Source organism: Lactobacillus sp. (assembly GCF_051893255.1).
Classification (GTDB): Bacteria; Bacillota; Bacilli; order Lactobacillales; family Lactobacillaceae; genus Lactobacillus.
This window is the reverse complement of record NZ_JBJFHB010000095.1, coordinates 1-15,344: the sequence shown is the minus strand read 5'-3', so window position 1 is coordinate 15,344 and position 15,344 is coordinate 1. Positions and strand designations below refer to the sequence as shown.

Genomic DNA, 15,344 nt, shown 5'->3' with positions numbered 1-15,344 from the left:
CGTACTTGAGTAAGATTATGAGCAGCTTTTTCCGTACTTGAGTAAGATCGTGAGCAATATTTTCGTTACTTGAGTAAGATCGTGAGCAGTATTTTGGCTACTTGAGTAAGATCGTGAGCAGTATTTTCGTTACTTGAGTAAGATCATGAGCAACGATTTGGCTAGTTGAGTCAACTTTTGTGCACCATGCACCCTGAAAACAAAAAAGCAGCCTGGGAGGGCTGCTTCTTTAGAAATGTGATGTGATAAAACTTAAGTTTGCTACATTATGTAGTGCACTTGAAGCGACTGAGGAAAGTGATAGGAGTAAATAACCCCAGTCGCATGTGATGAGTAAGGAAAAAATAAGTCTATCTGTCTATACAGACAGGAACCGAAAAATGTTGAAATACATATCGTTTGGCTTGACTATGCCTTGGTTAAAAAAACAAGTAACATAAATAGAAAAGCAAAAGCATACTAAGGCATAGCCGCTGCCATAAGAGGTCTGCCGGTCTTGCGACTAGCAGGTACCGAAAATTATAACGACTGAAGGAGAAAAAATGAGAAAAATAACTAGCCGCATAACTTTCGAAGTATATAATACTCTGATTTGTGGCAATAATCAAAAAAATTGCTCACTTTTTTGATTATTTAAAAATGATCCTATTAGTAAACGCTTCACCAACTTTTTGAAAGTGGAATCATTAACTTTGTGAAGAAATTAAAAAGCCTCAGCTAGCGCTGAGACTCTTTTGACATGGTATGGGTAATATTTTTTAACAAAGTTAAGTTTAGGCCTTGGCCTGCTTCTTAGCAGCTTGGATCTGCTTGAGCCCAGGCAGGGTGATCATGACCAAGAAGCTGATGATGTACAAGGCGGACAAGAAGCCCATAACCACGTACAGGTTGTAGTGGTCCATCAAGAGGCCGATGATCACGGATGAAAAGCCGCCGATGGCCCGGCCGGTGTTCATGATCAGGTTGTTAGCCGTTGACCGGATTTCGGTTGGGTAAAGCTGGCTGATCACCGCGCCGTAGCCGCCAAACATCCCGTTAGAGAAGAAGCCAGTCAAAGCGCCAGCAAAGAGCATAGCCCAGTAGCTAGTGACGTTGACGATGGCGAAGACCACAATGGCACTGCCCAAAAGGAAGATGCCGAAGGCCCAGCGAGGACCGATCTTGTCCATCACGGTCCCAAAGACCATCATCCCGATGCTCATGCCTACAATAGTGGCGATCATCCAGTAAGAAGAGCCGGAAACGGACAAGCCCTGCTTCTTTTGCACGATGGATGGCAGCCAGTTCATCAGGCCGAAGTAACCAGCAATTTGAACGATGGTCATCACCATCAGGCCCAAAGTCTGCAAGGCCAGGCGCGGCGTTTCAAACAGGCGGCCGAAGGAAATCTTTTCGTGGGTTTCTTGGGCTTTTTCATGGGCCTTCAGAAATTCGTCGCTTTCCTTAACGTGGCGGCGAACAAAGTAGGTCAAGACAACTGGGACGATCCCAAAGAGGAAAAGGGTGTTCCAGCCGTACTTGGGGATGATCCAGGCAGCTAAGAGGGCAGCCACGATGGAGCCAATCTGGCCCCCGATAGCGGCAACAGAACTGGCTCGGCCGATTTGACTTGATTCAAAGTTTTCGGCAATCAAGGCGATCCCGACGCCGTATTCACCCCCGGCCCCGATCCCGGCTAAGAAGCGCAGAGCATAGAGGACGTTGATGCTGTGGGCGAAATAGGTTAAGCCAGTTGCAATGGCAAAAAGAAAAATCGTATAGCTAAACGTCTTCACGCGGCCGATACGATCTCCAAGTAGCCCAAACAAAGCGCCACCGAAGAACATGCCGAGGTTGGTGAAGGTCCCGATCAAGCCACCTGCCGCTGCGGAGATGTGCATCTGCGCAATGATTTCGGACAGGGAGAATGACAAGAACATGACGTCCATGTTTTCCAGCAAGAAGCCAGATGACATGGATGCCAAAACCCACTTTTGGTTAGTGGACATAGCTGTATTTTGGGTATTATCCATTATTTAGTTGTACCTCCAAAACTAATGCTCACGGACATTACTTATTTTGTATTGCTTCTAATATATTACTTTTTTCTAAAGATTGTCAAGATTTAGTTAAGGCTCATAACTTATTACTTTTGTTCGAACGATTCAAACGAAAATCAAACGATTCAAACGCAAAAGAAAAATCCCCCTAAAAGGAGGATCGAAAAAGACTTAATCATGAATAGCTTTTGGCTGCTTAACGTTGTGATGGAGACTATGCCAAAGGTGCCGGTCAGCCCAGGCGATCATCGGCCCATTGACGATAAGTATTAGCAGCGTGCCGATGTTGACGGAATAAATTTTTCCAGTAATAAGGTAGCAAATCCCGGTCATCCCCAGAGGCACCAGGAAGTTGATAAACTGGGCTTTCACGACGTTATTTTTTAAATAGAGAAAGCGCAGGATATTGGTCGTACTGTCGTTGGGGTGCATGATCAGGTTGGCTCTTTGGTAAAAAGAAATTGAAACGCCCAAGATGGCGATTCCGAAAAAGCCGACCGCAATCCGCCAGGCTAAAGCTGCATGGGGTAGGCCAATCTGGGTGAAGAAGTCGGTAAAGAGGTTGATAAAGCAGCTGAAGCTGGCGATGAAGATGACTTCGCCGGCAAAGCGCAGAAAATCTTTTTTCTTTAGCAGCAGCTGGTTGATCACGGCGACGGCTGAGCCCACGACAAACATGGCGATCCCGATATTGACGTGAAAGAGGTGGGCCAGGTTGACTTCCGACGCGCCCCAAGGAGCAGCTCCGATGTTGCTGGAGATGGTCAGGCCGTTGCCAAAGGCGTTGAGGGTGAGGCCGATGGCCAGGGCAAAGAGTCTTCTGGGCATGGGGTCAAAAGTGTTCTGTTTAACTGAGGCTTTTTTAGAGGAAAGTACAAGGTTGTGCAAATTGAGTTCCTTCCATTTTTCTTTTTATAAGGTTGATTCTTTAGGCTGTACCATTATAAGGCAGAATGGCGCTCTTGTTTAATAGATTTCTTTTAATAATCAATTAGTTTCTATAGAATCGTATTTAACAATAAAAAGGCTCTATCAATAAACCGAACTTTGTTTATTTTTTAACTAGCCCGGTTTTTATATAATGAAAGCGATTGTAGAAGAAAAATAAACCAAATTTACAACAATAACAAGATTCAGGAGAACCATTTCATGAGTAAAGAAACGATCAAAGCCCAAGCACAAGGGCGCAATGGTGAAATTGATTTTGAAATCGAAGTCGTTGACCAACAACTGGCTGACTTGAAGGTCACAAAGAGCTCAGAAACCAAGGCCGTCTTTGACCAGGCCTTTGGCAAGCTGCGCGATAACGTCTTGGCTGCCCAAAGCTTTGACGTTGACGCCATTTCTGGGGCCTCCATCATGACCAAGGCCATTTTGGAATCTGGTAAAAAGGCCCTGGCTGAAAACGGCGTGCGCCCAGTTGCCCGCAAGGTCGACACCACTCACAAGAACGTGACCTTGAACGTTGACGTGGCCGTGATCGGTTCCGGGATGGCCGGCCTCTTGGCTGCCAGCCGCGCCTTGTCCATGGGCAAGAAGGTTGTCGTTTTGGAAAAGAACGGCTACGTTGGTGGGGCCTCCATCTTGAACGGGTCTAACGTTACCGCTACTGGTTCAAGACTAGCTAAAAAGCTGTTTGGTCCACTGGCAGACCAGGACTCACCAGAGAGACTTTTTAACGACATTACCAAGGAATGCCGGGGCACCAACTACCCAGAACTGTCCCACCTTTTGGCCAACAATATCGGCAAGGCGATCGACTTCATCACTGATTTTGCTGACTTGACCTACCAAAAGGCGGAAACCCAAACCATCGAACACAGCGTCAACCGCCAGGTGGAAATGCCAAGTCAAAGCTCTTACGAAGTTGTAACTAAGGTTGCCAAGGCCTTTGAAGCTAAGGGCGGGATCCTGCTGACCGATGCTCGAGTAGAAGCCTTGAAGAAAAACGACAAGGGCGTCTTGACCAGCTTGGTGGCTGAAGGCAAGCACCAAACTACGACCGTTAACTTCAAGTCATTGGTCATGGCTGCCGGCGGCTGGGGCGCTAAGGACTACAAGGAAGGCAAGACTGACATTCCTTACTACGGTCCAATGACCTCAACTGGGGACTACTTTACTTTTGCCAAAAATATGAACCTGGCCAGCCGCAACCTGGACTGGTACAAGGTTTACCCGCACGGCTTGGAAGTTGAACCAGGGATTGCCAAGCTGACCACTTACTCCACCAAGGAAGCCAGTGACATGGGGGCTATTTTTGTCAACCGGGCCGGCAAGCGGGTGGTTAACGAAAGTCTGCCATACACCCACTTCCGCGACGCCATCGCTGCTGAGCCAGACAAGACCTGCTTTGTCTTGATGGACCAACGCATCTGGGACCGCTTCTACGAATTGATGCTGAAGTACGGCTTCAACGAAGAAGAGGTGCAAGGCTTCTTTGCTAACGACGGCAAGAAGAGCCCAATTTTGGTCAAGGGCGACCTGGCTACGGTTGCGCAAAAGGCTGGCGTGGAATACGGCAATTTGAAGGAAACTTTTGAAAAGTACCAAGAATACGCTAAAAATGGTGCCGACCCTGAATTTGGCCGGGATGCGAAGTTCCTGCACCCATATGAAGGGGACACTTTCTACTTGATCGAACAAAAGCTGCGCTTCTGCACCACCTTGGGCGGCTACGAAGCAACGCCAGAGATGCAGCTGCTGGACGCTGACTTTAAGCCGGTTGAAAACTTCTACGCAGCCGGTGAAATCGTCGGCGGGGCTAACGGCAAGGACTCCATGCCATCCATGATGAATTCTTGGTCATATGCTTCTGGCTTCGTAGCTGGGACCGCCGCCGCCGACAACTGTAACAACCGTGAGGTTGACGTGGTGACGAGCGCTAGTGTTGCGCCTGCAGCGCCTAAGGTTGAAGCAGTGACGGGGGCTAGCCACCACGCCGCTCCGGCGCCTAAGCCAGACGTAACCAGCGGAGCCAGCCACTAATTTAACGTTGATAATCTCTCTTACAAAAACTTTTTAGGTATCGCCGAATCGTCAGATTCGGCGTTTTTGTTTTATTTAGCTGTGGGATGGGGTTGCCCCCAAAGTATGTCAACCGGTCTGGATTTTGGCGAAAATCTCCCCCAAAGTATGTCAACCGGTCTGGATTTTGACGAAAATCTCCCCCAAAGTATGTCAACCGAGCTGGATTTTGGCGAAAATCTCCCCCAAGTTGAGTCAACCGATTTGAGTTGACATAGATTGGGGACCACCCCCCGTCACACCGCCGCCAGCCCAAAATAAAAACGCGCCAAATAGCGCGTCCAACACAGCCAAGCTACACCAGCTTGTGCTCGTTATTATAATGTTTGCGGCAGTACGTCAGAATGAACTCCTCAAAGCGCGTGACTGCTGGGGTCAAGAAGTGGTTAGCCTTTTTCACGATAAAAATCGGGTGGATGCCCACGTTGTCATCGATGTGCAAAAGCTTCACCGTCTTCGGGTCCAGCTGCGGCAGGTGGGGGATCACGGCGACCCCGTAGCCCCAGTGGACGAAGCCGATGATGGTGTGGTCTTCCATCGACTCCATGACGATTTTCGGCGTCAAGCCTGCGTCGCGGAACATCTTGTCCAGCCGCTTGCGCAGCCCGCTCTCCTTGCTGTAGTAGATCAGCGGGTACTTGGTCAGCTCGGCCAGGCTGACGGAATCCTTTTTAGCCAAAGGATTGGAAAAAGGCACCGCCGCCAGCATTTCCTGGTCCACCAAGTGGGTGATGGTCACTTCTTCTTCCAAGGCCGGCGTGTCCGGCGCCGAGGAAACGACCAGGTCCAGGTCGTCGTTGACCAGCTTTTCCACCAATTCCTCGGTCGTTCCTTGCACAAAGGAGAAGGAGATGTTCTCGGTGTCTGGCTCTTGCTTAAACTCGTAGATCAGCTGCGGGATCAGGTCCTGGCCCATGGTAAAAGTAAAGCCGATCCGGATGTGGCCCCGGTTGATGTCTAAAAGCTCTGCAATGTACTCGTTGCCCTGGTCCAGGTCGTTCAGGCCGCTTTTGACGTATTCCAGGTAAATCTTGCCGTAATTGGTCAGGCGGATGTTGCGCCCGTCTTTTTCAAACAGGGGAACGCCCAACTCCTCTTCAATGCTGCTGATGGCATAGGACAAGGATGGTTGTGAAATGCCTAATTTTTCCGCTGACTTGGCCATGTGCTCTGTCTTTGCCAGCTCGACAAAAAAGCGCAGGTGCCGAATATTCATGTTTGCCTCCTAAAAAACGCGCTGTTACTCGTATTCTCGATATGCTAAAAATTTACTGGTTCATACCATTATTGTAGCGTGATTTAAAAAACAATAAAAGTCTTTGATTAATTAAAAGAAACAGCCTTATTTATTTCCATCATTGAAAACGATAACATAATGGTGAATTGAGAAAAAAGTAACATGCTGTTTTAAGGAGATTTAACTATGGCAGACGAAAGAAACAACGAGATCGAAGAAACTACGGTTAAGGGCGTTAACGGCCCAATTACTGGCTGGCTGGACGGTCACACCATCTTGGTTGGTTTGATGGCTTACCCAATCCGTCACTCCATGTCACCAACCATGCACAACAACGCTTTTGCTAAGTTGGGCTTAAATGGTGCCTACCTTTGCTTTGAAATCGACAATGAAAAGCTGCCAGCTGCCATTGATGCCATCCGTACTTTGGACATGCGCGGCTCAAACGTTTCAATGCCTAACAAGAAAAAGGTTATCCCATACCTGGACAAGCTGGACAAGACTTCCCAAATGTGCGACGCCGTCAACACCATCGTTAACGACCACGGCGTACTCACTGGCTACACCACTGATGGCATGGGCTGGCTGAGAGCCTTAAACAAGGACGGCCAAGATGTTAAGGGCAAGGTCATCACTTTGGCCGGTGCCGGCGGCGCTGCTACTCCAATTGCTGTGACTGCTTCACTTTCTGGCGCTAAGGAAATCCGCATCTTCAACTTGAACGACGACAAGTGGGCACAAGCAGTCAAGAACGTTGACACTATCAACAAGGAAACTGACTGCGTAGCAACTGTTCACCACTTGGAAGACAGAGAAGACTTCAAGAAGTCCATCGCTGAATCCGACATCTACTGCGACGCTACTAGCGTAGGGATGAACCCACTCCAAGACCAAACCCTGGTTGACGACCCATCCTGGTTCCACGAAGACATGGTTGTTTCTGACACTGTTTACGCTCCTCGCAAGACTAAGTTGATGGAAGTTGCTGAAAAAGCTGGCGTCAAGCACATCTACAACGGGATCGGCATGATGATCGAACAAGGTGCTGCTGCCTTCAAGCTGTGGACTGGCAAGGAAATGCCAACTGACTACATCCAAGAAATCATGGACCAAAACTAATTTAGTAGAGAGTAAGAATCATGAAAAAGAACAAATACCTCTTGACGGCTTTCATGCTATACATGAACTACTTTGTTCACGGCATGGGCGTCATCATCATCTCACAAAACGCGACCAACCTGGCCCACCAATGGGGCACGACTACCACGGGTGCGATTGCTGTCGTTTCCTCACTAGGGATCGGCCGGATCATCAACTTGCTGATTTCCGGTATTTTGTCTGACAAGTTTGGCCGGAAGCCTTTTGTCCAACTGGGGATCGTCTTCTACCTGATCTTCTTCGTTGGCTTGCTCTTCTCTAAGAGCGTAACTGTGGCTTACATCCTGGGGATCTGCGCCGGGATGGCCAACTCCTTCCTGGACACTGGTACTTATCCAGCCCTGATGGAAATCTTCCCAGATGCTAAGGGTACGTCCAACGTGGTTTTGAAGGCCTTCATCTCTGGTGCCCAATTCCTTTTGCCATTCATCGTTAGCGGCTTGGCAAGCGCCGGTGCATGGTACGGCTGGTCCATCGTGATCCCAGCTGCCATCCTGGTCATCACTGGCATCTACTTCATCAAGGGTGCCTTCCCAGACTCCAAGGCCGTTGCCGCCGCTGATGAAAAGAAGGCTGAAGAAGCTGAAGCAGCTGCGCAAAAAGAAGGCACTGCACCAGTTAAGTCCAACAAGTGGCTTGACGGTACCCTCTTCATCCTTTACGGCTACATTTCTCAAGCTACCTTCTACATGGTCAGCCAGATGTTAACCCAATATGGTCAATCCATCAGCCACATGAGCGACAGCGCTGCTCACGCCCTGGTTTCCTGGTACTCATTAGGGTCAATCTGCTGCGTTCTCTTTACTGCAGTTATCGGCAGCAAGTTCAAGGAAGTCCAATTGGTGCCAGTTTACACCTTGGGTGCCTTCATCGCCATCTTCTTGATGTGGGCTTACCCAGCTAACGCTGTTTTGATGGCAATCTTGGCCTTCGCGGTTGGTTTCTTTGCAGCCGGCGGCGTAATGCAGCTGGGGTTGACTGTCATGGCCGACTTCTTCCCAGCTGGCAAGGGGACGGTTACTGGCTTCTTCTACACGGCCGGTTCTATCGCTTCCTTCACCATTCCGTTGGTGATCAACGCTTTGCCAGGGATGAGAGAAGTTATGTTCTTTGACGTGATCGTTGCTTTGCTTGGCTTCATCGACACCAGCATTATCGCGGTTCGTTACAAGCACTTATTCGGTTCACTGAAGAAGTAGATTTTTAAAAAAATAGAGGATAAAAATGGCTACTGTAAAAGTTAGAAATATGGTTTTGGGCGAAGGCTTGCCAAAAATTGCCGTACCAAACGTCGGGACTAGCGAAGAAGAAATCTTGGCTTCTTCCAAGGAAATTGCAGCCGCTAAGCCAGACATCATGGAATGGCGGATCGACTACTACGAAGCCGGCATCAAGGACAACGAAAAGTTGATTGCCACTGCCAAAAAGATCCGCGAAACTGTCGGTGAATTGCCAGTCTTGGTAACCTTTAGAACCAAGAACGAAGGCGGCGTTTTGGAACTGGGCGAAGACGAATACCTGGACCTGGTACAAACCGTGATCGTAAACCGCTTGGGTGATGCCGTTGACGTAGAACTTTTCCATGACGAAAAGCGCGTTAAGGAAATCGTAGCTCAAGCCCACAACTACAACGTGGTAGTGATCATGAGCAACCACGACTTTGAAAAGGTGCCAGCTAAGGACGTCATCGAATTCCGCTTGAAGAAGATGGCTGAACTGGGCGCCGACGTGCCAAAACTGGCCTGCATGCCGCATAGCGCTGACGACGTTTTGACCTTGCTCAGCGCCACTAACGACGTGCACAAGGAATTGGCTAACCCAATCATCACCATGGCCATGGCTGACCTAGGCAAGGTTAGCCGGGTGGCTGGTCAAGTCTTCGGTTCTTGCCTCTCCTTTGGGGCGGTTGGCAAGGTTTCAGCACCAGGTCAATTGTCAATTGAAGACCTGCGCAACGCCGAACAATACTTGGAATTGCACTAATTTTCACTCAACTCTCTAAAGCTTAATAAGCTAAAAAGCTCTCCTGCAACATGGGGAGCTTTTTGGCAGATAGGACTAAAATATGCAAGACGAAAGAAACAACGACATTAATGAAACAGCGATTACTGGCGTGACCGGTCCCATCACCGGCTGGCTGGACGGACACACGATCCTGGTCGGCCTCCTGGCTAACCCCATCCGCCACTCGGTTTCCCCAACCATGCACAACAACGCCTTTGCCAAGCTGGGCTTAAACGGGCTCTACCTCTGCTTTGAGGTGGAGGGTGACCGGCTTGAAGGGGCGGTGAAGGCCATTAGGATGCTGGGGATGCGGGGCGCCAACGTTTCTATGCCCAATAAAAAAGCGATTATTCCGTACTTAGACAAGCTGGACAAGACGGCGGAAATGTGCGGCGCTGTCAATACGGTAGTTAACGATCACGGCGTCTTGACCGGCTACACTACAGACGGGATTGGCTGGGTCAACTCCTTGAAGGAAGACGGCCAAGAGGTTGCTGGCAAGGTGATCACCCTAGCCGGTGCCGGCGGTGCCGCGATTCCGATTGCCGTGTCCAGCGCCTTGGCGGGTGCTGCGGAAATCCGGATTTTTAACATCCATGACCGGAACTGGGAACCGGCTAAGGAAAAGGTTGCCTTGATCAACCAAGAGACGGACTGCCGCTGCAGCCTGAATGCAATGGAGAACAAGGAAGCCTTCAAAAAGTCGATTGCGGAATCAGACATCTACTGCGACGCGACCGGGGTAGGGATGCCGCCACTAGACGATTTGTCCCTAGTCGAAGATCCATCTTGGCTGCACGAGGACATGGTGGTCAGCGACACGGTCTACCAGCCGCGGGAAACCAAGCTGATGAAGATTGCGAAAAAGGCTGGAGTGAAGCACATCTACAATGGCCTAGGCATGGTTGTTGGCCAAGGTGCTGCTTCCTTTAAGCTGTGGACGGGCAAGGAGATGCCGGTCGACTACATCAGTAAGATTGTAGATGAGGCGTAGCAAAAAGGCATCCAGTTGGATGCCTTTTTTAATTGAATATTTTGATTAATAATTAAAAAAAATATTTTTGGTAAGCGCTTTAAAGATTGGTATGATAGTAATAAAGATGCTTTGATCGTTAATTGAGAGAAAGGGTGGAAACTATGACTGAAACTAAAGAAAAACGCTATGGATCAACGACAGCTGCAATCTACTTTTCCTACTTCATTATGGGGCTGGGGATGTCGCTTCTGGCCCAATTTAAGCCAGAATTTGCCAAGCTCTGGCATACCAATATTGCCGGCGTTTTAGCCGTGGGCGGGGCTGTTGGGATTGGGGGGATTATCTCCATTCTAATTACCGGCCCAGTTTCAGATAAATTTGGCCGCCGGATCAGCGCTGTAATTGGTCACTTGGGCTGGGCCATTTACTACATCGGCCTGCTTTACGCACCAAACCAGACGGTAGCTTATATCATTGCGATTATCGGCGGGATTTCCAACTCCTTCTTGAACTCCTCCAACTTCCCAACCTTGATGGAGATTTTCCCGAAAGCTGCCTCAGCAGCAGGTTTGATGTCAAAATTTGCCATCAACTTAGGCCAATTCTTCTTGCCGGTAGCGATTATGCTGGGCGGCTTTATCGGCCTGCCTTACCGGGTGGTCTTTATGGCAACGGGGATCTTCTACCTAGCCCTGGCGGTTATTTTAATCTTTGCCCCATACCCAAGCCAGGTAGCAAAGGCCAAAACTGAGACCCAAGCAGAAGTTCCTGTACAAAAGCACCGCTTTAACGTTGGCACGGTCTGCTTGATCTTGATGGGCTTCACGACGACAGCTGCCTTTCTTTTATGGATCAACACCTACCAAGAACTTGCCCGGTCATACGGCATCAGCCAGCCAAGTACCCTGCAGTCAGTTTATGCAATTGGGGCTTCAGTGGCAGTCTTGCTTAATTCCTTGATTGTTAAAAAGGGTGTTAAGGAAATTGATATTTTGATTTACTACCCTTTGATTACGGCAGTCGGCTTGGCTCTGGCTTACTTCATCCAAAAGCCATGGATCCTCTATGTCACTAGTTTGGTAGTTGGTTTCTTTGCGGCTAGTGGCTTATACCAATTAACCTTGGCGGTTTTAGGTAAACTGTATGCGGACATGAAGGCCACGGCTCAGTCTTGGGCCGGCTTCTTCTCCGCCTTTGCTAACTTTGCCATTATTTCACTTGCAGCCTGGATCACCAGTATTTCTGGCAGCAGTGCTCCGCGTAACATTGTGATTTTGAACATTATCAACATGCTGGTCAGCACGATTTTGGCAATTATGGTTAAGGGCAGCAGCCGCAAGGAAAAGAGTAAATAATCCTTAATTGTCAACAGCATGAAAAAGAGGCAGACGAAAGTCTGCCTCTTTTTTAGTGGATTGAAGGATTTAAGTTGGCTTCTTGGAAGTCTTTGATCAGGTCTTCAATGGCTGGCGTGAGTTTCTTGCCCTTTTTGACGCCGATAAAGTAGGTGATGCGCATTAAGTCAGGATCAATCGGGTAAAGATTGATTGGCTGCTGCCGTATCCGCTTGATGATGCTGGCTGCTGAAATGGTTAGACCCAGACCGTGGATGGCCAGGTTGGTCGCCGTAATCACGCTATCAGAAGTCACCACGATGTGGGGCACAACGTGGTAGTTTTGGAAAATCCCGTTAATTTGCCGGCGGATGGCTGAGCCAGAAGTACTGAGGATAAAGGGCTCTTGCAAAAGAGTCTTGAGATCATAAGTGCTTGGGTCCAATATGAATTCTCCCGGAATAAAGAACTTGGACCGCGCAGGGATTACTACGTAATATGGCTCGCCCCCGTTGATGTAAGCCTGGATGTTGTTATCCAGGGTTTCGGGCGTTTGGCCCATGTAGACTTCTGCTTGGTCACCCAAGATGCGCTCTTCGCTTTGGTGGGGGAAGCCTTCCAAAATCTGAGCCTTCACATTGTTGTGACTGGCTAAAAAAGGCGGAATAATTTCAGGCAGCAAAAAAGTGCCCAGGGTTTCCAAAATAGTGATCCGGATGATTTCCCGGTCACGGTATTGTTCGCTATAGCGCTCTAAGCGAGAATTGAGCTTTTGTCTTTGAGCTGACACATTTTCTAAATATTGATAGTAGATTTGTCCCGCTTCCGTTAGGGTAAAGGGCGTTTGCTTACGGTTGACAATCGTGGCTCCCAGCTCTTTTTCCACTCTTTTGATTAGTTGAGTCAGGTAGGGCTGAGAAATGTAGAGTTCGCCGGCTGCCTTGGTAAAGTTGCTGTGTTTGAGCAGGGCTTCAAGGTAGGTTAGCATTATGTCTGGATCGTGCATTTTATCATTCCTTACATCAATAATATTTTTGTTATCGTTACCTATAATAACACAAGTATTTCCCAAATTGTAAGTGCTTGCTGTATAATTGACGTATAACAAGTAAACGATTACAAAAAGACGAAAAGGAGAAAAATTATGTCAATGAATCCAGGTACCTACAAGGTTAAGGCTAAGGGACACGGCTCAAGCTTCATGCCAATGGAAGTTACTTTATCAGCAGATAAGGTTGAAAAGATCGAAGTTGACGCCAGCGGTGAAACTAGCGGGATCGCTGATGAAGTCTTCAAGCGCTTGCCACAAGCCATCATCGCCGGCCAAACTTTGAACGTTGACGCCGTTTCTGGTGCCTCAATTTCCAGCCAAGGGGTGATTGATGGGGTGGCTGATGCCATTAACGAAGCCGGCGGGGATGCTGAAGAATGGAAGAAGCGGGCAAAGCCGGAAGCCGCTGCTGGTGAAGATGCTGAATATACCACTGACGTTGTTGTCATCGGGGCCGGCGGGGCTGGTCTGGCTGCTGCTACGCGCTCAATCCAACACGATAAGCAAGTTGTTATTTTAGAAAAGTTTCCGCAAATCGGTGGTAACACTACCCGTGCTGGTGGTCCAATGAACGCTGCTGAACCAGACTGGCAAAAGCAATTTAAGTCCTTGCCAGGTGAAAAGGAAACCCTGGAAGAATTGGCAGCAATGCCAACTAGCGAAATTGATCCAGAATACGTGAAGGACTTTGAAGAACTTCGTGACCAAATCAAGGACTACGTTGACTCTGGTGCTGACTACCTCTTTGACTCAGTTCGTCTGCACGAAATCCAAACTTACTTGGGCGGCAAGCGGACTGACTTAAATGGCAACGAAATCCACGGTAAGTACGACTTGGTTAACACGTTGGTTAACAATGTTTTGGACTCAGTTAAGTGGTTGACTGACTTGGGCGTTGACTTTGACAGAAGTGACGTTACCATGCCAGTTGGAGCCTTGTGGCGTCGTGGCCATAAGCCAGTTGAACCAATGGGCTACGCCTTCATCCACGTATTAGGCGACTGGGTAAAGGCTCATGGCGCAACTGTTTTGACGGAAACCCGTGCTAAGCACCTGATCATTGAAAATGGCAAGGTAACTGGCGTCATCGCTGAAAAGACTGATGGCTCTAAGGTAACGGTTCACGCTAAGAGCGTCATCTTGACGGCTGGTGGCTTTGGGGCCAACACCAAGATGGTGCAAAAGTACAACACTTACTGGGAACACATTGATGACGACATCGCCACCACCAACTCCCCAGCCATCACTGGTGACGGGATTGCCCTGGGTCAAGAAGCAGGCGCTGCTTTAACTGGGATGGGCTTCATCCAATTGATGCCAGTTTCTGACCCAGTAACGGGTGAACTCTTCACTGGTCTGCAAACTCCACCAGAAAACTTCATCATGGTTAATAAAGAAGGCAAGCGCTTTGTTAACGAATTTGCTGAACGTGACACTTTGGCTAAGGCAGCGATTGCTAACGGCGGCCTTTTCTACTTGATTGCCGATGATGAAATCAAGAAGACTGCTTACAACACCACTCAAGAATCTATCGATGCCCAAGTGGCAGCTGGCACCCTCTTTAGAGATGACACTCTGGAAGGCTTGGCAAAGCAAGTAGGCATGGACCCAGAAGTCTTGGTTGACACCATCAAGAAGTACAACTCTTACGTTGATGCTGGTCATGACCCAGAATTCGGCAAGAGTGCCTTCCACTTGAAGTGCGAAAAGGCACCATTCTACGCAACCCCTCGTAAGCCAGCTATCCACCACACGATGGGCGGTTTGGTAATTGACACTAAGGCTCACGTTTTGGACGAAGAAGGCCACGTCATTCCAGGTCTGTACTCAGCTGGTGAAAATGCTGGTGGCTTGCACGCCGGCAACCGTTTGGGTGGTAACTCATTGGCTGACATCTTCACCTTTGGCCGGATTGCCGCTGACACGGCTAACGAAGAAAACGCCACTGTTGACGCAGCTAGCGGCGCGTCTCACTAAAAAAACGAGGAAACAAGTATGTTTTACAAGAGCCACTTTGGCACGATTTTAACCACGGTTTTATCCCTCTTCATGGGGCTGGTGATGGCGATTTTTATCATTTTCTTGAACCACCTGCCTTTTACTTGGGTTAACCTCTTCGAATTAACGGCAGAAATCAACTTAATCGTTTTCGTAGCCAGCCTCTTTATCCCCTACAACGCTTGGGGTGCCTGGTTTGCCGGCCTCTTCCACCTGAAAGAAGGCACGGTGGCCTACAGCTTGGTTGAAGGCATCATCCCTTCAGTTGTTTTGAACACTCTCAACACCTTTATTTGTACGGGTGCCAGCATCTTCTACAACGAAGCCATTCCTAAGGCTGCCAGAATGACGGCTTACCTAAATGGTTGCAAAGAAGCTTGGATTCCTTGCTTCATTGTTTCCTACATTGCCTCCTTTGCGGCAGTAGCTTTAGGCAAAAAGGTTGCGCAAAAGTACGTTAAGTAGAGTATTTTTAACAATTCCACTATGATCGTCAAAAGAGTCTAGGTTTACCTAGGCTCTT

The 15,344-nt window shown here is 48.7% G+C and carries 13 protein-coding genes; 9 read left to right on the top strand and 4 right to left on the bottom strand.

Features of this window, described 5'->3' with window-relative positions:
• Window positions 1-773 precede the first annotated feature (773 nt).
• On the bottom strand, window positions 774-2,012 hold the full coding sequence (locus ACI4WN_RS08955; RefSeq protein ID WP_439777876.1) for an MFS transporter: 1,239 nt from the start codon (window positions 2,010-2,012) through the stop codon (window positions 774-776).
• Window positions 2,013-2,210: 198 nt separating this feature from the next.
• Window positions 2,211-2,927 carry a YczE/YyaS/YitT family protein gene (locus ACI4WN_RS08950; protein ID WP_439777875.1) on the bottom strand — a complete coding sequence of 239 codons (717 nt, stop codon included), beginning with the start codon at window positions 2,925-2,927 and terminating at the stop codon, window positions 2,211-2,213.
• Window positions 2,928-3,188: 261 nt separating this feature from the next.
• On the opposite strand from ACI4WN_RS08950, the gene ACI4WN_RS08945 reads away from it, so the two are divergent.
• Both ACI4WN_RS08945 and ACI4WN_RS08940 read left to right on the top strand, forming a co-directional pair.
• Window positions 3,189-5,024, top strand: a complete 1,836-nt coding sequence (locus ACI4WN_RS08945) for an FAD-dependent oxidoreductase (RefSeq protein ID WP_439777874.1) — start codon at window positions 3,189-3,191, stop codon at window positions 5,022-5,024.
• A 105-nt stretch (window positions 5,025-5,129) separates the two neighbouring features.
• Window positions 5,130-5,276 carry a hypothetical protein gene (locus ACI4WN_RS08940; RefSeq protein WP_439777873.1) on the top strand — a complete coding sequence of 49 codons (147 nt, stop codon included), beginning with the start codon at window positions 5,130-5,132 and terminating at the stop codon, window positions 5,274-5,276.
• A gap of 82 nt (window positions 5,277-5,358) precedes the next feature.
• On the opposite strand, the gene ACI4WN_RS08935 is transcribed toward ACI4WN_RS08940, so the two are convergent.
• Window positions 5,359-6,279, bottom strand: a complete 921-nt coding sequence (locus ACI4WN_RS08935; protein ID WP_439777872.1) for a LysR family transcriptional regulator — start codon at window positions 6,277-6,279, stop codon at window positions 5,359-5,361.
• Window positions 6,280-6,486: 207 nt separating this feature from the next.
• Here ACI4WN_RS08935 and ACI4WN_RS08930 point away from each other — a divergent pair, with 207 nt between their 5' ends.
• The 5 genes from ACI4WN_RS08930 to ACI4WN_RS08910 all read left to right on the top strand — a co-directional run bounded on the left by ACI4WN_RS08930 (window position 6,487) and on the right by ACI4WN_RS08910 (window position 11,793).
• Complete coding sequence (locus ACI4WN_RS08930; protein ID WP_439777871.1) at window positions 6,487-7,419, top strand: shikimate dehydrogenase; 933 nt, start codon at window positions 6,487-6,489, stop codon at window positions 7,417-7,419.
• Window positions 7,420-7,439: 20 nt separating this feature from the next.
• Complete coding sequence (locus ACI4WN_RS08925) at window positions 7,440-8,657, top strand: MFS transporter (protein WP_439777870.1); 1,218 nt, start codon at window positions 7,440-7,442, stop codon at window positions 8,655-8,657.
• A gap of 25 nt (window positions 8,658-8,682) precedes the next feature.
• Window positions 8,683-9,441 (top strand): type I 3-dehydroquinate dehydratase, encoded by a 759-nt coding sequence (gene aroD / locus ACI4WN_RS08920; protein WP_009557924.1) that lies wholly within the window; start codon window positions 8,683-8,685, stop codon window positions 9,439-9,441.
• A gap of 82 nt (window positions 9,442-9,523) precedes the next feature.
• On the top strand, window positions 9,524-10,456 hold the full coding sequence (gene aroE / locus ACI4WN_RS08915) for a shikimate dehydrogenase (protein ID WP_439777869.1): 933 nt from the start codon (window positions 9,524-9,526) through the stop codon (window positions 10,454-10,456).
• Between the two features lie 143 nt (window positions 10,457-10,599).
• Complete coding sequence (locus tag ACI4WN_RS08910) at window positions 10,600-11,793, top strand: MFS transporter (RefSeq protein ID WP_439777868.1); 1,194 nt, start codon at window positions 10,600-10,602, stop codon at window positions 11,791-11,793.
• A gap of 52 nt (window positions 11,794-11,845) precedes the next feature.
• Here ACI4WN_RS08910 and ACI4WN_RS08905 read toward each other — a convergent pair whose 3' ends face one another.
• Window positions 11,846-12,778 (bottom strand): LysR family transcriptional regulator, encoded by a 933-nt coding sequence (locus tag ACI4WN_RS08905; protein ID WP_439777867.1) that lies wholly within the window; start codon window positions 12,776-12,778, stop codon window positions 11,846-11,848.
• 144 nt (window positions 12,779-12,922) lie between these two features.
• On the opposite strand from ACI4WN_RS08905, the gene ACI4WN_RS08900 reads away from it, so the two are divergent.
• Together ACI4WN_RS08900 and ACI4WN_RS08895 are read left to right on the top strand one after the other, a co-directional pair.
• Window positions 12,923-14,800: a flavocytochrome c gene (locus ACI4WN_RS08900; protein ID WP_439777880.1), complete on the top strand. Its 1,878-nt coding sequence runs from the start codon at window positions 12,923-12,925 to the stop codon at window positions 14,798-14,800.
• 18 nt (window positions 14,801-14,818) lie between these two features.
• Entirely contained in the window at window positions 14,819-15,286 is a 468-nt protein-coding gene (locus ACI4WN_RS08895) for a hypothetical protein (protein WP_279189750.1), read from the top strand.
• Window positions 15,287-15,344 lie beyond the last annotated feature (58 nt).

What these genes read in the sequence shown, in the direction of transcription:
- ACI4WN_RS08955 (WP_439777876.1), bottom strand. Translation starts at nt 2,012, where the DNA reads ATGGATAATACCCAAAATACAGCTATGTCCACTAACCAAAAGTGGGTT.
- ACI4WN_RS08945 (WP_439777874.1), top strand. Translation starts at nt 3,189, where the DNA reads ATGAGTAAAGAAACGATCAAAGCCCAAGCACAAGGGCGCAATGGTGAA.
- ACI4WN_RS08940 (WP_439777873.1), top strand. Translation starts at nt 5,130, where the DNA reads ATGTCAACCGGTCTGGATTTTGGCGAAAATCTCCCCCAAAGTATGTCA.
- ACI4WN_RS08935 (WP_439777872.1), bottom strand. Translation starts at nt 6,279, where the DNA reads ATGAATATTCGGCACCTGCGCTTTTTTGTCGAGCTGGCAAAGACAGAG.
- ACI4WN_RS08930 (WP_439777871.1), top strand. Translation starts at nt 6,487, where the DNA reads ATGGCAGACGAAAGAAACAACGAGATCGAAGAAACTACGGTTAAGGGC.
- ACI4WN_RS08925 (WP_439777870.1), top strand. Translation starts at nt 7,440, where the DNA reads ATGAAAAAGAACAAATACCTCTTGACGGCTTTCATGCTATACATGAAC.
- aroD (WP_009557924.1), top strand. Translation starts at nt 8,683, where the DNA reads ATGGCTACTGTAAAAGTTAGAAATATGGTTTTGGGCGAAGGCTTGCCA.
- aroE (WP_439777869.1), top strand. Translation starts at nt 9,524, where the DNA reads ATGCAAGACGAAAGAAACAACGACATTAATGAAACAGCGATTACTGGC.
- ACI4WN_RS08910 (WP_439777868.1), top strand. Translation starts at nt 10,600, where the DNA reads ATGACTGAAACTAAAGAAAAACGCTATGGATCAACGACAGCTGCAATC.
- ACI4WN_RS08905 (WP_439777867.1), bottom strand. Translation starts at nt 12,778, where the DNA reads ATGCACGATCCAGACATAATGCTAACCTACCTTGAAGCCCTGCTCAAA.
- ACI4WN_RS08900 (WP_439777880.1), top strand. Translation starts at nt 12,923, where the DNA reads ATGAATCCAGGTACCTACAAGGTTAAGGCTAAGGGACACGGCTCAAGC.
- ACI4WN_RS08895 (WP_279189750.1), top strand. Translation starts at nt 14,819, where the DNA reads ATGTTTTACAAGAGCCACTTTGGCACGATTTTAACCACGGTTTTATCC.